Consider the following 18,841-nt stretch of genomic DNA (forward strand, 5'->3'; position numbering starts at 1 on the left):
CATGACAAAGATATGCAATAACTGCGGAAACGAGGTTTACGATGAGGCGAATTTCTGCCCGGAATGCAAATGCACTACATTCAGATATACAGGTGAGCTTGTAGAGCCGAAAGATGATGTGATTCACAGGATGTTTTACTGGAACTATCCTCAGGGAAGCATCCTTGCCAAATCAAAGCTTTCAGGAATTGTAATGTTCATATCCATGGCAGCCTTTGCATATGCCACATCACCCAGCATTCCCGTTGCGATAATTTTCGGAGCCATTTTCGGAGTAATCACATTCCTTCTGGGATTCATAATCCATAAGATTAAGGGCGAACCGCAGCCAAACAAGTTAATCTTTAACGACTATGGATTGATTAAGGACCTGAAGCATCTCTTTTTCTATTGGCAAACTCCAAACGGAGGATATGTGCAGTCAAAAACAAAAATATTTTCATTCTGCATATTCCTTGGGGCATTTGGCATAGGGCTTTTCACATTCAATAACCTGATTATCTTCAGCGCAATCCTCTTCGCACTGATATTTGAGGTTCCGGCATTTGCAATCGGATTCGGAATACACAAGATTACAAGCGACGACTCCAATGTCAAGCCAGAGCTTCCGAAAAGGCCTAAAAAGGAAATCGAAAAGAAAAAGAAAATTCCAAAGATTACTACCAGAAGGACAAAATCCGATATAATTCCGGAATACCTTGACTACCAGCTCCAGCTGGATGACCTGAACAAGAAGTTCACATCCAAGGAAAAGTCAACACGTGATCTCATTGCCAAGCGCTTCGAGCCGCCTCAACTGACATACACACGTTTCATCACAGGCGTCGACAAGTCATCCCAACTCTTCAAAAAGCACAGGGATTCCGCATATACCATGATAAGCCTTGCAGATGAATACTCACCAAGGATAGCATCTGAAATCGAGGCTAAAATAGGCATCCTAAAGGAGATTACAGAGAAGCTGGACAGCCTTTCAAACGAACTTATAGTCAAAGACAGTCTCACCACCACTGAGGAAGTCGACGATTTGATAGGTGAAATGGATAATCTCATCCACTCAGTCAAGGACTATGAATAGTTTTCAAATGCTCTCTCAATGTTTAAATACTAACCGTTAACTAAAATTAAATCAATGTGGGAATATAGCGATTATTCGAAGGTCAGCCCCGTAGCCGAAAGGAACTTTCCATTTAAAAGTCCAAGGCCGGACCAGCTTGAAACTGTATCTGAAATAATTTATGCAATCAGCCGGGGCTATCGATATATTGTCCTTGAGGCCGGAACTGGAACCGGAAAATCCGCAATCGCCGCCACACTGTCATCAGTTTACGGGTCTTCATATATACTGACCGTAACAAAACAGCTGCAGGACCAGTACCTTGAGGATTTCAATAACCTGTGCCTTGTGAAGGGAAGGGGAAACTTCCGATGCCGCAGGGATATGGAGCTTTCATGCGACGAGGGCAAATGCATCGGCGAAGGCGAGCCATGCGAAAATCCGAAAACAGACTGCGATTACTATATCCAAAAGCACACTGCACTGAATTCAAAGACTGTCATCTCCAACTATCATTACATGTTTCTGGAACTTAACTATGTAGGGGACTTCACAAAAAGGGAACTCCTTATCTGTGATGAGGCCCATAACCTTGAAAATGTCATAATGAGCCAGCTGAAGCTTGAGTTTTCAATAGATGACCTTTCAAGTTATCTTAAAATGGAGATAAGCGATGAGATGCTTTATGAGCTTGAAAACGGTGACTATGATGTATGGCTCATGTTCATCCATGAGGTGAGGGAGAAATATCTGGCCGAACTCGACAGGATAAAGGATGTGGAGAGGCCACACCTGACTGAAAAGATAGCGTTCATTAAAAGGGAAATAAGCGACTGCAACAGGTTCATCGAAAACATTGCATATGACCCATACAGATGGGTGTTCGACTACAATCCCGAATATGAAATCCTTGAATTCAAGCCCCTCAAGGTGGACAACTACGCCAAGAATACCCTTCTTGAATACGGGGAGGTCTGCATATTCATGAGCGCAACCATACTTGACTGGAAGTTCTTTTCCAAATGCCTTGGCATTGGTGAAGATGAGATATATCCGATAAGGCGAAAATCCCCATTCGACTTAAGCAGAAACCCGATCAGGACCATTGGAGAGTATGATTTGTCCCGCAAATGCATCGCCGATAATGCGCCGAAAACAATTGATGCTGTAAGATCCATTTTAAGCCGTCATGAAGGCGAAAAGGGTATAATCCACACGGTAAGCAAATCCTGCAAGGACTATCTGATTGACAATCTAAAGGACCCGAGGCTTATGGAGCACAACACCCAGAACCGTGCAGAGCAGCTTGAAAAGTTCAAGAGCTCTAAAGAGCCATTGGTGTTCGTTTCGCCATCCATGAATGAGGGAGTTGACCTTCCCGGAGAGCTCTGCCGATTTCAGATTATATATAAGCTGCCATATCCCGATTTGGGGGACAAGCAGATAATGATGAGGGCAAATGCCGATGCGGACTGGTATGACTACAAGACCTCGCTTGCACTGGTCCAGACTTACGGAAGGGGGATGAGGTTTGCAGATGACAGCTGCGTGACCTATTGCATAGATTCCAGAATCCCCGAATTCGTGAAAAATGACAGGTTCCTGCCGGATTCATTCAAGGGGCTTTTTGAAAAATAGTCGGTAAGTCAAAATAATAGAAAATCTCACAGCAAGGCCATTTGAAAATTTTAAATATTTCCTTGAACAATATACCTTTGATGACAAACCACAAACACCTAAGGACAGTAATAGAGGATATCTATTCAAACAACAATAAGCTGACAAAGGACCTGACATTGAGACTTATACATGAGTTCAGATATTCAAACCTTTATATTCCGGCAAAAAGGGATGATTTCACCCTTAATTTCATAATATATGAGGATGACAATGGATTGAGACTGACACCTCTTTTCACAGACCCTGATGAGTTCAGAAAGTTCTTCAAGGATGAGGAAGACATTGAGCTCATGCAGAACTCCTTCGAGCTATACCAGAATGTTTTAAAGACAAGCAACATCGAAGGCTATGTCTTGAATCCTGCAACCGAGAAGTATGTCTTCACAAAGGAATTCATCCTGGAAATCAAAAACATCCCTAAAACCAACTTCTACTCAACCAATGCATACACCGCTGAGGAGCTGAAGCAGCTTAAGGACACCATAAATGATGATCTTGAAAGATTCATTGAAAATCCCCAAAATATAGGGGATTATGAGGCCCTTTTTGAGCTGATGTCCAACTCAAGGCTTCTGACAATGATGGTAAGCGATATCGACCTTTCTCCAAAGGCAAAGGACGGCATCATATCCATGATGGACTCAGGCCCCCTGGCCCAGATGTATACCGACAATGTCGGAGGGACATATGCAACCCTGTTTTCAAGCGAGGAGAAGATGAAAAAGGTTGAAACTGACAAGTTCAGGTATTCACAGGTGGTCAACCTTGCGATGCTTGTCAATTTTGTCCTCTCGGAAGACATGGAAGGAATCATTCTAAATCCCCAAAGCGACAATGTCCTGATTACAAGGGTAACTCTCCTCAAGTATTCCATAGGATTTGAGAAGTTTGCCCATGACGAGAAGCTGTGCGATACTATATATTACATGTTTTTGTTGTCCTGATTTCAAAATTGAAACCATATTATGATATTATATTCCAATTGCAATATTGTACTGGCTTTAAATGACAAAATATATATGTTTTGAGGTTCATATTAAGATATGGGATTGTTGAAGGCAATCCCCATACTATTTGGTGATGGTTGAAAATGGACCTCATCGGCAATTGTGTTGTGTACTATTTTTTCATCGAGAGTTTGTGGCCGATGAGGGTCCTTTAAAAAATTTTAATAATTACTAATTTTAAATAGATTATCATGTCTGAACTAGCGGAACTGATAAGAATCAACAAAAACATTGAAAAGCAGAACAGGGAAATCATTCGCCTTTTGAAAATCATTGCAGGAGAAGCCGACTTTGTGGATAAGTCAGGCTATGTGATTCCTGAATTCGAGGAACCCGAAGAGGTCTATCCACAAGCCGATTCATTCACCTCACTTCTCGACGTCACATGTGAAGTCGGCGAGGTCTATTTCATAGACGGTGACATCTACAAATTATCTATCCAAAATAATGAAAAAGTGATTGATAATCTGATGGGTGGTGATGAAAGTACTAATTTTAATATAGCAGAACTCCTATCTGATGAATCCATCAATAGAAATCAAAATATTGATGACGCTACAGTAATACTCACTGACTCAAGTAAGGGAATGTTGCCACAAACATTGGAGCTGTGCTACAAGCAGGACGCAAAGAAAGTCTTCATTCCATGGGACCAGGCAATGGAACTTTTGGGAGCGCCTGATACCCTCCAAAGGGTGCTGAAGCTTAACTTTTATAAGTCAGAAGATGATCTGATTAATAAATTGTTTGCTGAAGAGTGATTTCATGACCAAATATTGTCCTTCATGCGGAGAGAAGCTTATAGATGAAGCCAGATTCTGCAAAAACTGTGGCATTGAGCTTGAAAACAATCAAGGCAATATTAATGCCCATCATGAAAACACCCAGCAGTTCAAAACGGCTACTGAGAAAAGCCACACTCTGGCAATAGTGGCTGGATATGTTCTGGCAATTCTGATTCCGCTCTTCGGTTTGATAATATCAATCTATCTTCTCACAAGGATGATTCGCCGAATGCCAAAAAGCATGGAAAATATGTGCTGATAGTTACTGTGATAGTCTGGTTTCTGTCATTCCTATCAATGTTTCACTGAAAAAAAAGAAAAAGTTATGATGATTTGAAATCATCAATAGCCATGTCAACTAATTTTAATACCGATTCGGCCAAGTCAGGGTATGAATCATTTATAGGCACAGGTATGTTGTCGCAGTAGACGACCTCAAGTCCGTGGGCAATTGCGTCCTTTGTTGCAACATCAACTGCAGCCGCCTTGAGTTCGGTGAGCATGACGTCTGCCTTGTCCATATATTTCTGCATGTCTTCCCGTAGAAGTGGCCTGTTTGAAAGGTGTGCTGTGGTTCCAACAACCTCACAGCCGAATTTTTCCTCAAGATAGTCCACCAGCTTGTCCTTTACCGCTTCTGGAGCTGTTGTTGCAAACAGCACCTTCTTGCCGCTTATGTCTCCAAGAGCCTTAGGCCTGAAGACTGTTGATATTACAGTGGCATCGGGATTTACTTCACTTACAAACTCCTCTATTTCTTTTACCTTATCTTCAGAGCACATTGGCTCCTCACACATTGTCAAAATGACCAGATCTCCAAGGCTTACCCTATATGGTCCGAAGTAGGTAGTGAGGTTTTCAATAGGCTGGTTTGCACCGATCAGGGCAATCTTCCTGTTTGTCTTGATAGGAGGTATTGCAGCACCGCTTCCCTCAAATATTGCGAATTTGGAGTCGACCTCATTTGCAAGCATTGCGCCCTTTTTCATGTTGGTCAAAAAGACTTCGCCGGCCATTCCTCCGCCGCAGCGTCTGCATCCTATTGTTAAAATCCTGCTCATGAGGGCATCTTCCCAGTGGTCGCTTGCAGCGTGAACTCCCTTTTCTGACTGTTCAAGCAAAAATTCCGCATTGATTTCAAGCTCCTCTCCATGCACTATTTCAGGCTCTTCAGGTCCTCCCCTTCCCATGGCGATTACGCATGGGTCATAGCCGTTTTTGTCGATGAGCCTTGAAACGAAACCTGACACTGCAGTCTTGCCTATTCTTTTTCCTGTTCCGAGAATTGTTATTGAAGGCTTTTCCATTATGTCATACTGTGTTGTAGGCTCGAACTTGAAGTCCGGCCCCTCATATGATATTCCTTCACCGAGTACCTTGCAGGCAATCTTGAACCTTTTCGAATAGTCAAGTATAGGCTCGTCGCTCAGGTCAAAGACAGTGTCTATGTCATATTCTCTAATCATTTCCACAATGATGTCATACGGGATGTCCTTGTCCTTTGCAAATTGCACGGGAATTCCAAGCTTTTCTGAGTATGATTCCTCTGAATCGTCCCTGAGCTTTTCGGTTCCTCCGATGAATACTGCTCCTTTGATATCAATGTGTTCCAAATTGTTTAATGTGTCTATTGCTTCTTGTGTGACTGGCAGATAGTGTTCACCGTCAACCAAACAGAGCATTTTAGTTAAGGATTTCATAATAATAGTATAGTTTTAATAAATAAAAGTTTAATTATAAATTATGGAAATAAACATCGACGAAACACACATCAGACTGAGGAGTGATGTGAAGGATCATGACTTGGAAAATTACATCCGTTCCATAAGGGCGGATTTAAGCTCACATATAGCTTTAAACCCCAATTTTCTTCACAGCTTCAATCCAATCAAATCCAGTGAGGAGAACCTGCCGATGATTGTATCCAAAATGTATGAATCCTCAAACCTCTGCGAAGTGGGACCTATGGCATGCGTTGCAGGCACCATCTCTGAGCTTTCGCTGGATTATCTGATGGCATTGAATTCAAAAAATTCTATTGTAGAAAACGGCGGGGACATTGCACTTGTCAACGACCGGACCCTTTTGTGCGGAATATATTCCGGAAATGACATTTTGGGCAATGATATCGCCTTTAGAATAAGGGAAAGGAAATCTCCATTGGGAATATGCACGTCATCCGGAAGAATCGGCCATTCCATAAGCTTTGGTGAATCCGACAGTGTTACAGTTATTTCAAAATCAGCATCAGTTGCTGACGGACTTGCAACAAGGATTGCCAATGATGCAAAGGGGCATGGCAGTGAGGAGAGGGTGGTGAATGCTGCCGAAACCGCCGAATGCTTCACCGAACTTTTTTATGGCGTTCTCATAATATGCGGCGGGAACGTTGCAACTGTCGGAAGGCTTCCGAAAATCGTCGAGACAGATAAGTTTGACATTAATAAAATTTAAGTCAAGTTGATTTTCCAATTAAAGTAATATATTTTTGAATGCAATATTTAAATATGATAATCATATAATATTATTGTATATAATTAAGGAGTTAATTTTTAACTAACTGAAATTAGTTAAATAAGGGTTAGATATCTATGTATAAAGACGAAATGATTCAAATGCATCAATTTTTAGTATATGTTTTAAAATATTTAGCAGAAGACGACCAAATCAAAAACGACTGTAGTGAATATATCACCCTGAAAATAAGCCCCCATCACATTCACAAGACAAAGGCAGAGCATAAGCATGCCATATTTGTCCTATGCAAGATTATTTCAGAAATCATCGCCGAAAGGGAGGACAACCCTATCCCTGAAAATGTCCGCAACTCACTCTCAGATTTGGTGAGAAGGTCTGAAGCTGAACTTCATGCCGAATAACCCTTTTTCTTTTTTTGTAATTTTTAGCAAAGTGTAAATATTATATATGACAATATAACTAACAATATTTTAAAGTAATTAAATAACACGTGTGATATCTTGAAATCCTTTGAATTTTTATCCAAAAAACGTGAAGAGAAACCTAGAAATTGTGGAATTACAATGGTTCTGGACAAGGGACTGGGTCTTGAAACCGCAGAAAGCCTCATGAACATATCCGGAGAATATGTGGACTATCTGAAATTCGGATGGGGAACATCCATCGTCCATGAGCAGGAAATAATAAAAGCCAAGGTTAAGATGTACAGGAACCATGACATAACCCCATACACCGGAGGAACCCTCTTTGAGCTTGCATACATGAACGATAAACTGGACGAATTTTTCACCGAAGCCCGTGAACTGGGCTTTCCGGCCATTGAAATATCAGACGGATCCACAAACATCAGCCATAATGACAAATTGGACTGCATCAAAAGAGCAAAGCAGGAAGGATTTGAGGTATTGTCTGAAGTCGGCAAGAAGAATCCTGAATTGGATAAGGAACTTTCCATCGATGAAAGGATAGAATGCATGCAGGAAGAGCTTGATGCCGGTTCCTCACTTGTTATAGTGGAAGCGAGGGAAGGCGGAAAGAACATTGGCATATTCGACAAGGCGGGAAATGCCAAGGAAGATGAAATAGACATGATTCTGGATAAGATTGATGCAGATAAGATATTATGGGAAGCTCCAAACAAGGACCAGCAGGTCTTTTTCATACTCAAGCTTGGAAACACTGTCAATTTGGGCAATGTTTCCAGTGATGACATTACCTCTCTTGAAACCCTGAGGCAGGGTTTGAGGGGAGATACAGTTGGCAAAATATAATTTGTATTTAACTCGGGCGTTGGCAGTTAAAACAATAAGGAGAGTAGAAAATTGACAACTAGAAGCATCAGCCAAATCAATCAAAAGATTGAGGATGGCGAAGCCAATATATATACGGCAGAAGAATTTAAAAAGCTCATAAAAAATGATGACGCTCCAAGCTTCGATGAAGTGGATGTGGTCACCTGCGGAACATGCGGAGTGATGAGCGGAACAGCGGCGATACTCAACTTCATAGTATCAGACCCTGGAGTTTTCATAAGGGCAAATGAGGTATACCTGAACGGCGTTCCGGCCTATGCAGGGCCATGCCCAAACGAATGGCTCGGTTCAGTTGACGTGATACTTCACGGAACAGCACACTCAATATATGACGGGTCATACGGCGGAGGCTTCCTTTTAAAGGAAATCCTTGAAGGCAATCCTATTGACGTCAGGGTTGAAAGTGCAGAGGGAAAGACCATAGAAAACACGATTACAATAGACGACATCACACGGGCACAGATAATAGGCGCCAGAATGGCATTCAAGAACTACACCGCATTCACCAATCCGGGAAGCGAAGAGGTCAAGTCCATATTTGCGGCAATACCTCTTGAAGGAAACCTTAAAGGCCTGACATTTTCAGGATGCGGAGACCTGAACCCTCTTCAGAATGACATATCTCATAATGTAATCAGTGAAGGAAAAAGAGTCCTTCTAAACGGTGCGGTAGGATACATATTGGGAGACGGAACCAGGTCAAGTGCAGAAAAGCCAAACCTTATGCTTTCAGCCGACCTGACAGAGATGGATCCGTATTACCTTGGAGGATTCAAGACATCACAGGGTGGAGAGGTATATGATACCGTAGCGATTCCAATACCTGTGCTTACAGAGGAAATCTACAATAATCTGCTCATTACAGATGATATGATTGACCTGCCTGTAGCGGACATCAAGGGACGCCACTTGCCCCTCGACAATACGGATTACGGCAAGATGTGGACAGGCCATGACTTGAGGCCTCGCTACATGAGCGACAAATGTTCAGCATGCGACAGCTGTACTGTGGAGAATATCTGTCCGACAAATGCGTTCAGGGACAGGAGAATCAATCTCGCATACTGTTTCGGATGCGGAATGTGTTCACACTACTGCAGGCATGACGCCTTTGACATGAATACCGGAAGCGTCGATCTGCACATAAACGATGAGGACGTTACAGTTCCAATTATATTAAGACAATCTGACAGGCTTAGGGCAAATAAGCTGTCATTAAAATTAAAACAGATGATTGAAAAAAGAGAGTTTATACTATGACCACTCAAAGGATTAATGATTCCCCCATTGATTTTGCCGAAAAGATCATAAGGGACGTCAAAAACTCAAAGGAGGATGGGGTGCTCAAATGCGTGCAGTGCGGAATGTGCACATCAACATGTCCTGCAGCAAGGCACTCCGACTATAATCCCCGTGACATAATAGAAAGGGTTCTTGAAGGCGATGAGACAATTCTGGATGATGACAACATCTGGAACTGCTTCTACTGTTATACATGCCACAGCGTATGTCCTGTGGGAAACAGCGTATGTGAAGTAAACCAGATATTGAAGCAAATCGCAATAGAATCCGAAAAAGGATATGACAAATTATACGAATATCTTGGCTTTGCCGATTCATACTTCACAGCGGCAATCGGAGCGATACCTGAAAGGTTCTTTGCAGACATCGACCGTGACGTGCCGGGATGGTGGCAGTTCAGGCAGAACCTTGATGAAATCAGAAAAGAACTGGAACTTGACCCGCCGCTGATGCCGTCTGAGGATGTCATCGACGAGGTCAGCAAGATATTGACAATCACAGGATTCAAGGACAAGATAGAAAGGATAAGACAAACCGAGGAGGATGACAATGAAGAATGTACCGACTAAGGACATACTCCTGTTCAGAAGCTGTCTTGTAAGCGTTGAATATCCCGGCGTTGAGGCATCAACCAAATTCGTCTTCGACAAGCTGGGAATAGACTATGAGATTTCACCAAAGCAGACCTGCTGCACAGGCCTTGGACATTATTCCGATGTGTTCAACCAGATTGACACAACAGCTATCGGCGCAAGGAACTTCAGGATTGCCAGGGATATGGGTAGGCCGAACCTTGTAATGATGTGTGCAACATGCTATGCAATCAACAAGAAATCGGTCAAGCTCCTCAACAGAAAGGATGAGCTGAGAAATCAGATTAATCAGCTATTCGATGAAAACGGCCTGTCTCATCTCAAATATGAAAAGGATGACCTTAATCCTACAGAAAACATATTCCATGTGGTGGACATATTATACGGCAGGAAGGATGAAATCAGAAAACACATCAAATATGATTTGAGCGGTTATAAGATTGCCGCCCACCACGGCTGCCATTACTGCAAGGTCCACTATGAGGACACAATCGGCGGAGTGAGGGATCCTAACATTATAGATGAGCTTATAGCCGAATGCGGATGTGAAACCATCGGATGGTATGACCACAAGAGGGCCACCTGCGGAACAGGCTTCCGCCAGAGGTATTCAAATCCCGAACTGTCTTTCACGGCCACCGCAGACAAGATGAATGCAATCTGCGATGAGGATGTGGACATTCTTGTTCACCTGTGCCCCAACTGCCATATCCAGTTTGACAGGTACCAGCATCTGATAGCTGAACGCGAAGGCAGAAAGTTCAAGGCAATACATCTGAACATTGCACAGTTCATTGCACTTGCAATGGGAGGAGACTTAGACAAGGTAATCGGCGCAAAGGCCCATACAGTACCAATTGATTCGATAATTAAGGATTTAAAGGAGGTTGCAAATGAGAGATGATTTAAAGGTTGGCGTTTTTTTATGTGAGTGCGGAGGCAATATCTCCGACATTATAGATTTGGATAAGGTTCGCGAGGAGCTTGATGTGGAATTTATAGGACAGTTTGAAAACTTATGTTCACTCAATGGTCGAAAGATTATACGTGATGCCATATTTGACCATGATCTGGATCGTGTGGTTGTGGCAGCATGCTCACCGATATCCCATGAAAAGACATTCCAGGATTACGTGAAGCCATTAAACCCTTATCTCATGGATATGGCAAACATCCGTGAACAGTGCTCATGGGTGCATGACAACAAGGAATTGGCAACCCACAAGGCGCTGACGCTGATAAACGCATCCATCGAGAAGGTCAAGCAGTCCGATGCGGTTGACCCTATCTACTGCCAGACTCCGGATGAGGTTGCTGTCATCGGCGGAGGGATAGCCGGCATGAATGCGGCGCTCTCCCTTGCAAAGCAGGGAACAAAGGTAACCCTCATTGAGCAGTCACCGTCAATCGGAGGGCACATGGCAAAGATAGGTAAGGTATTCTCCCCTGTTAAGATTGCGGAGGAATGCGGAATGTGTCTCTTGAATCCTATATTGAATGAACTGGTGTGGAACGAGAACATTGAGGTGCTGACAAACACAAAGGTCATCGAAGCCGAAAGGCGGGCCGGAACATATAACCTGATACTGGAGAAATCCCCAAGATATGTCGACACTGAAAGGTGCATCGCCTGCGGAAAATGCGCAGAGGCATGTGAAGTTGAGGTTCCCAACGACTGGAACGATAACCTGTCAATGCGCAAGGCCATCTACAGGCCATTCGGACAGTCCTATCCTGAAGCGTATGTAATAGATATGGACAACTGCGACAAATGCAGCAACTGCGTAAAGGCATGTACCATGAAAGCCATCAGGCTTAGGGGAAAGCCTGAAAGGATTCCTCTGCAGGTAGGTTCAATCGTTGTTGCAACAGGCCACAAGCTCTTTGACATGGAAAAGCGTCCGGAATACGGCTATACCAGATATGATGATGTCATAACACAGTCCGAATTGGGCCGTATCACAGGTGTCAACGGACCTACAAAGGGAAAGCTCCTTAAGGCAAATGGTGAAGTGCCTAAACGTGTAGTGATGATACAGTGTGTAGGGTCTAGGGATGAAAAGCCAGACGGCCACCGGTACTGCTCAAAGATCTGCTGCACAGTCGCCCTTAAAAACGCAAACATCATAAAGCACAAGTATCCGGATACCGACGTTCTGATATGTTATACCGATGTCAGGACCCCCGGTATGTTTGAGAAATATTATAAACACACCCAGGAAAATGAGGTCCGCTTCTTGAGGGGAAGGCCTGGAGAGGTCGTCAAGAAGGGAGACAACTTCATAGTCAGAACCGAAGATACCCTTAAGGGCGAATTCATTGAAATCGAAGCCGACATGGTTGTGCTGTCAACTGCAATGGAGCCGTCTGAAGGAACCTCAGAGATTGCTGAAATCCTCAATGTCGGAATAACCGAAGACGGATTCATCAAGGAATCCCATCCGAAGATTAAGCCTGTGGCGACAGATGTTCAGGGAATATTCGTTTGCGGAACCGCTCACGAACCGAAAGACATTACCGATTCAATCATGCAGGCGACAGCCGCAGCGGCAAAGGTTAACGAATACAACTATGGCGGTGTTGAAATCGAGCCTTTCATTGCTGAAATCGACACTGAAAAGTGCATAGTCTGCGGAGACTGTATAGATAGATGCAAATACAAGTCAATGAGCATACAGAATGACCAGATATATATTGATCCAATGAGCTGTACCGGATGCGGAAAGTGTCTTGTCGGATGTAACCAGAGGGCTATTCATGTAAATGGAAACATAGATGAGAAGATACTGGCCACAATCAAGGGAGTATTGTCCAAAAAGAGGGATGGCGAGCGCATGATACTGGTCTTCCTTGACAATATAGGATACACTGCAGCCGACAATATAGGCGTCAACAGGCTCAAGTATCCTGAATCCATACATATAATAAAGGTCATTTCGGTTAACCGTGTAAGTCCGAAGCATATACACTATGCCCTTGACAACGGTGCTGACGGAGTGTTCATAGGCGAGTTTCCGGGAGACCTCATGTATGATGAGGTTGAGCGCAAAATCCAAAGGGTCAAGGACAGGATTTCAGAGATGGGCGAAAATCCGGAAAGGATTACCTTCTCAAAAGTCTATATCCCATATTTCTCAGGCCTTGCCCGCAAGCTGACCGAATTCGACAATAAGATTGAACAGTTGGATGAAGTGGAATTATAATTTTTCCCCTTCAACTTTTTTTATATTTTTTGAATTAATTGTTAATATACAAAAAAATTCTTTTTTTTAAATAATATAGTAGATACATTAATTAATTAGTAATTACAAAAATATAATCCAATTTAGATGTTAGTCGCAAAATTGGATGATATATTATGAAGTACAAGAAGGGATTGATAATAATTTCAATGGTGGTTTGTGTTCTTTTCTTGATATCATGCGTTTCTGCAACGGCTGATATTGAATCGGACATGAACCAAACAGTTAGCGGTGATGAAAGTCAAGCAATTTTAGAAGAAGATAGTTTAGAAGATGAAACATTAGCCGTTGATGGAAATGAGGATGTTTTAGGAGCAACTTCTACAATCTATTTCGATGCATCCGCAAGATATGACGGTGACGGTTCACAGTCAAAGCCATATAAGTACTATGATACCGACAGGATTCCTTTCGGGTCAACCGTTTATTTCAGGGAAGGGGTTTATAATGTACAGAGTACCCTGTCAATCAGTTCATCCTTAAGCTATAAGACAACATTCATAGGCGAGGGCCAGAATACCATCCTCAAATCCTCAAGCAGCATCCTTGGTTTTAAGATAAGGGACAATTCCAATTTCGTGCTTCAGGGATTGACAATAGAAGGTGCCAGAATAAACAATAACGGTAATCTAGAAGCTAAAAATGTGCTTTTCAGGAATGCAGATAGTAAATACAGCCAGATTTATTCCATAAGTACTTCAGTAAGCCCAACCGTAAAGCTGACAAACTGTAATTTCCAGAACAATCATGCGACAGATTTGGGAGGGGCAGTCAGTCTTAATAAAGGAACTATCACAATTGAAAACTGTAACTTCTACAATTCCAGATCAGATATCTTCGGTGGAGCAATCAAGCTTCAGAAAGGTACCCTCACCATAAAGAATTCCCGATTCGAATCAACCAAATCAAAACATGGAGGGGCCGTCTATGCTAAAGATTCAACCGTGAACATAATCGGCACTACTTTCATCAACTGTAAATCAGATGTCTTTGGAGGTGCAGTTGCCTGTGAAAATTGCCAATTGACCGTTGATGGATCTGATTTCACCAATTGCAGATCATTTGAAGATGGTGGAGGTGCAATATATATTATGGACGGTAATGCCAATGTGAAAAATTCAGACTTTACCAACGACACCGCATACTTCGGTGGTGCAATCTGTAACCTGCATTGCAGCCTCAATGTCACATCCAATGATTTCATTGATAACTATGCAGATTATTACGGCGGTTCCATCTACAACATGTATGGAAACGTAAATCTGTTTGAAAACAGCTTCTACAACTCAAGGGCAAAAGTCAGCGGCGGTGCAATCATCACAAGATTTTCAGATTCATTCATAATCAATGCAAATAATTTCATAAAGACCTATGCAGAAAACGGTCCTGTAATATTCATTGACGGAGATGAGGATTCTATCACCATACTAAGCAACAATGTCTACAGGGACATTTACAAGTTTATGGTGGTCTACAGCGGAATATTGGACGGAAATAAAATCGAAGCTCAAAGCAATAATCTGACATTCTCAATTTCAAGTGATGGAAACTATCTGGATGCACATGGCGACCAATCTTCTCAAAGCAATCCTTATGTAGATCTGAATGTTTTATGTGGTGGCCAAAATAAGATTAACACAGCTTTAAATCATTTAAACATGATTCTATTTAACATCAATAAACTCAATTCAGACTTAATCAGTGAAAGCATTGAGATTTTCCTCCTCGATGAGGTCGGAAACCGCATCTCATTAGGAGACTATGAATTGGAAAACATTAATTATCTCAATGCAAATCTCTTCAATATAACATTTAACGATTATCTTTTAAAGATGGATTATGAAACCCTATATTCTCATCATCATTTTTCTGAAGTGCCTTGGTTGAATTTCACAGCACCAGTTGACCCAGGATCACTTCCTAAAGCATATGATTCAAGGGATTATGGATACATCACTCCCGTTAAAAGCCAAGGAACAGGAGGTAACTGCTGGGCATTCGGTGGAGTGGCAACCCTTGAGGCATGTCTTAAAAAGGCAACCGGAATCACATTTGACTTTTCAGAGGAAAACATCAAAAATCTCATGGCCGAATATTCCATGTTCGGCTGGGACCCTAATGGTGGAGGATATGATTCCCTGGTTTGGGCATATTTGGCAAGTTGGTTCGGTCCTGTATATGATGGAGACGACGTTTATGATGAATATTCCGCATTGTCAGTGATTTATAACCCTGCATTGCATATTCAGGATATACTTTCACTTCCTGATGTTGAATCAAGCAGCTCCAATTTCCATAATGCAAGAACTACAGTAAAAAAGGCAATCATGGAGTACGGTGCGGTCACAATGTCAACCGCCTGGACAACTACAGAAAACCACTGTATGAGCATTGTCGGATGGGATGACAATTACAAGGGTTATGACTACTTTGGAAGCTACACTCAAGGTGCATGGATAGTCAAAAACAGTTACGGTCCTGACTGGGAATATAACGGTTATCTGTATATCTCCTATTATAAAAGAATCTATGATTTGTACACCTTTGTTTTCGCACCGATAGCTAAGGAATATTCAGACATCTATCAATATGACTATGGAGGACTGTCAAGATATTTCGGTGTGCCTAACCAACCTAATTACTTTAAGAATAAGTTCACATCCAGAGACAGCAATATTTTATCTGCGGTTTCAACATACTTCCAAACAAGCACAGATTATACAATCAGAGTGTACATTAATGGCGTATTGAACAGCACTCAAAGCGGAACCGGCCATGGAGGATATAATGTTATTCATTTGGATAATGAGGTTCAATTGGCTAAAGGAGATGTGTTTGAAATTGAATTCCAAACTCAAAATTCATATATTCCTGTTTACACAGCAACTTACAACAATAAGGAAACATTCAGTCCAGGTTTGTCATTCTATAAAACCTCTTCAGGAGGAAGCTGGATGGACTTATACTCTTCATCCAGTCCTAGAGTTGCCTGTATCAAAGCATTCACAAGGCCTGCACACCTTGAAGAATTTGAAGTCAACTTTAAAAATACTTATGAAATAGTGCCGCTAGGTACTGAAATTCCATTTACAGTCACACTTCCTGCTAATGTTCACGGATTGGTGACATTCACAATAAACGGCCAAAATTATTATGTGGAAGCAGTAGATGGTAAAGCCACATTAAACATTGTATTTACTCAAACCGGTCAACATACTATAAGTGTACACTATGAATCCAGTGTGGCTGAATCAAATAACATATCCTTCCGTTTTACTGTGGATGCTTCAGTGCAATCAGTCATATCAATTAATACAGTGGATGTTGTAAAATATTATGGAGGATTCGGTAACTTCAATGCTACATTAACAGATTTCGGAATACCACTGTCAGGCAAGACTTTAACAGTTAAGGTGGACGGAAAAACATATACTCCAAAAACCGATGCCGATGGTGAAATCAGCATTGACTTGAACCTGCAGCCGGGTATATATACAGTATACACTTACTATGGCAACAAGGTCCAAACATCCAAATTCACAGTCATATCAACAATCGGTGCAGTCGATACAAGTGGAGAGTTCCTGAACACTTTCGTCAATGCTACCTTCATGGATTCCACTGGCCAGTTCCTTCAAAGAGGAAATGCGATATTCCATGTTGACGGTAAGGAATTCGTTGGAGCCATTAACGGAAGCGGCTTTTCATTAATCGAACTGGATTTGGATGCAGGAAACTATACCATGACAATTACAAATCCTGTCACCGGTGAGCAAACCGAAAGAAACCTGTTCATCGACAAGACAGCTCCTGGCTTCTTTACAATTTCCATCTATCAGTACGGATACCTCGTGTCAATCTATGCCGATTTGCCATTCAATGCAAACGGATACGTTACATTGGAATGTGGAGATCAAAGAACATACTCCCCAATCAACAAGAGCGGATACACAACATTGAAAATGGATCATCTTCCAGTTGGAAACCATGTATTGACCGCATATTATGAAGGGGACGACAACTATAGGGGTGTCTATAACATTAATAGGAATTTCACTGTCGAGGAAACAGACATTGAGATAACCGCATATGATTCATCATTCTATTATGATTATCTAAATCCAAGTGTGTACATTGTACATGTTAAAAACAATGGACTTCCAGTTCAAAACGGTGATGTTGTCATCACAATAGACAATCACACACGTAGCGCTCCATGTAAAGAGGGAATTGCATATATTCACTTATTTGAAAAACCTGGAATCTATCAGGCTGTCCTCGAATATGGTGGAGTCAATATTACTCGTGAAATACATGTCAAACAAACAATAATCGCCAATGCCACTTACAACTGTGAATATTCACAATCAAAAGTGTCTGCCGCATTCCTTGATGCCCACGGCAATTACATTAAGAATAGGGGTGTAACTTTCTATATAGGTGCAGATGAATATCATGCAACAACTGACGCAAACGGATTCATGACTATGAATGTTGCAGCAAGTGCAGGACTTCATGAAGTGCTTTTCATCAATCCGGTCACTATGGATGAATTCAAGGCTGTTCTGAATGTCAGCAAGATAACTCCTCAGCTTGATTATACAATTAAAGAGAATTCCGATTCATACTCATTAGCAGGCAAATTGTCTCAGGCAGCTACCGGAGGAAGTCTCATATATACTTTTGAAGGCAAGGATTATATTGTAAAGTATATCAGAGGATTTGCAGATTTCAAAGTCACCCCTCTACGTGAAGGCGACTTCAACATAAGCGTAAGATTCACAGGTGACCAAAACCTGAACCCTGTATCCAATTCATTTATGGTGCATATGAAAAACAAGGCCGATGTGTTTACAGTAACAGGACTTACAGCTGGTTACGGTCAAAATAACCGTGTTACAATCACCTTAAAGGATGCAAGCGGAAATTTAAAGGCCAACTCCAAAGTAACAGTGCTCGTCGATGGTAAAACTTCATATCTGACAACTGATTCCTATGGAAAGGCTTACTATACAGTTAACTTGAATGCCGGAACACACTCACTTAAGTTGACAAGCGACAATAACGGACATAAAGCCGTGAATGTTGTCGTCAAAAAGTCAACTCCTGTATTGAAGGCATCCGCTAAGACATTTAAGGTTAAGGTCAAAACCAAAAAATATACAGCCACATTCAATCTGCCTAAACGTCATTTAAATCATTATAAGCTTACATTAAAGGTTAAGGGCAAAACATATTCCGCATTTACCAACTCAAAAGGACAAGTGACCTTCAAGATTACCAATTTGAAAAAGAAAGGAACCTTCAAGGCTGTAATTTCATTCAGTGGTGACAAGAATCTTAATAAGGTTTCAAAATCCGTGAAAATTAAAGTCAAAAAATAA

Annotated in this window: 14 protein-coding genes; 13 read left to right on the top strand and 1 reads right to left on the bottom strand. The window is 41.8% G+C overall.

Annotated features, from left to right (window positions below; genetic code table 11):
- Position 1: 1 nt before the first annotated feature.
- From ACJMML_RS04315 to ACJMML_RS04335, 5 genes are all read left to right on the top strand, one after another.
- Positions 2-1,078: a hypothetical protein gene (locus ACJMML_RS04315; protein WP_405306145.1), complete on the top strand. Its 1,077-nt coding sequence runs from the start codon at positions 2-4 to the stop codon at positions 1,076-1,078.
- A gap of 54 nt (positions 1,079-1,132) precedes the next feature.
- Entirely contained in the window at positions 1,133-2,695 is a 1,563-nt protein-coding gene (locus ACJMML_RS04320) for a helicase C-terminal domain-containing protein (RefSeq protein WP_405306146.1), read from the top strand.
- An 80-nt stretch (positions 2,696-2,775) separates the two neighbouring features.
- On the top strand, positions 2,776-3,681 hold the full coding sequence (locus ACJMML_RS04325; protein WP_405306147.1) for an SseB family protein: 906 nt from the start codon (positions 2,776-2,778) through the stop codon (positions 3,679-3,681).
- A 254-nt stretch (positions 3,682-3,935) separates the two neighbouring features.
- Positions 3,936-4,505: a hypothetical protein gene (locus ACJMML_RS04330; protein WP_405306148.1), complete on the top strand. Its 570-nt coding sequence runs from the start codon at positions 3,936-3,938 to the stop codon at positions 4,503-4,505.
- A 4-nt stretch (positions 4,506-4,509) separates the two neighbouring features.
- The gene (locus ACJMML_RS04335; protein WP_405306149.1) at positions 4,510-4,788 is read left to right on the top strand and encodes a zinc-ribbon domain-containing protein; all 279 of its coding nucleotides are present in this window, start codon (positions 4,510-4,512) and stop codon (positions 4,786-4,788) included.
- Between the two features lie 64 nt (positions 4,789-4,852).
- Here the strand turns inward: ACJMML_RS04335 and ACJMML_RS04340 are convergent, their stop codons facing one another.
- The gene (locus ACJMML_RS04340) at positions 4,853-6,229 is read right to left on the bottom strand and encodes a 2,3-diphosphoglycerate synthetase (protein ID WP_405306150.1); all 1,377 of its coding nucleotides are present in this window, start codon (positions 6,227-6,229) and stop codon (positions 4,853-4,855) included.
- Between the two features lie 43 nt (positions 6,230-6,272).
- On the opposite strand from ACJMML_RS04340, the gene ACJMML_RS04345 reads away from it, so the two are divergent.
- The 8 genes from ACJMML_RS04345 (at position 6,273) to ACJMML_RS04380 (ending at position 18,841) form a co-directional block, all read left to right on the top strand.
- Complete coding sequence (locus tag ACJMML_RS04345) at positions 6,273-6,983, top strand: UPF0280 family protein (protein WP_405306151.1); 711 nt, start codon at positions 6,273-6,275, stop codon at positions 6,981-6,983.
- Between the two features lie 137 nt (positions 6,984-7,120).
- Complete coding sequence (locus tag ACJMML_RS04350) at positions 7,121-7,408, top strand: UPF0058 family protein (RefSeq protein ID WP_405306152.1); 288 nt, start codon at positions 7,121-7,123, stop codon at positions 7,406-7,408.
- 99 nt (positions 7,409-7,507) lie between these two features.
- Positions 7,508-8,278 carry a phosphosulfolactate synthase gene (gene comA, locus ACJMML_RS04355; RefSeq protein WP_405306153.1) on the top strand — a complete coding sequence of 257 codons (771 nt, stop codon included), beginning with the start codon at positions 7,508-7,510 and terminating at the stop codon, positions 8,276-8,278.
- A gap of 51 nt (positions 8,279-8,329) precedes the next feature.
- Positions 8,330-9,580 (top strand): methanogenesis marker 16 metalloprotein, encoded by a 1,251-nt coding sequence (locus ACJMML_RS04360; protein WP_405306154.1) that lies wholly within the window; start codon positions 8,330-8,332, stop codon positions 9,578-9,580.
- On the top strand, positions 9,577-10,191 hold the full coding sequence (gene hdrC, locus ACJMML_RS04365) for a ferredoxin:CoB-CoM heterodisulfide reductase subunit HdrC (protein ID WP_405306155.1): 615 nt from the start codon (positions 9,577-9,579) through the stop codon (positions 10,189-10,191). Before ACJMML_RS04360 ends, hdrC begins: the two co-directional genes overlap by 4 nt.
- Positions 10,172-11,119 (top strand): ferredoxin:CoB-CoM heterodisulfide reductase subunit HdrB, encoded by a 948-nt coding sequence (gene hdrB, locus ACJMML_RS04370; RefSeq protein WP_405306156.1) that lies wholly within the window; start codon positions 10,172-10,174, stop codon positions 11,117-11,119. The genes hdrC and hdrB overlap by 20 nt, the downstream gene beginning before the upstream one ends.
- Entirely contained in the window at positions 11,109-13,418 is a 2,310-nt protein-coding gene (gene hdrA / locus ACJMML_RS04375) for a ferredoxin:CoB-CoM heterodisulfide reductase subunit HdrA (RefSeq protein WP_405306157.1), read from the top strand. The genes hdrB and hdrA overlap by 11 nt, the downstream gene beginning before the upstream one ends.
- A gap of 155 nt (positions 13,419-13,573) precedes the next feature.
- Positions 13,574-18,841: a C1 family peptidase gene (locus ACJMML_RS04380; RefSeq protein WP_405306158.1), complete on the top strand. Its 5,268-nt coding sequence runs from the start codon at positions 13,574-13,576 to the stop codon at positions 18,839-18,841.

Origin of the sequence: Methanobrevibacter sp. (assembly GCF_045130115.1) — an archaeon.
Lineage (GTDB): Archaea > Methanobacteriota > Methanobacteria > Methanobacteriales > Methanobacteriaceae > Methanocatella.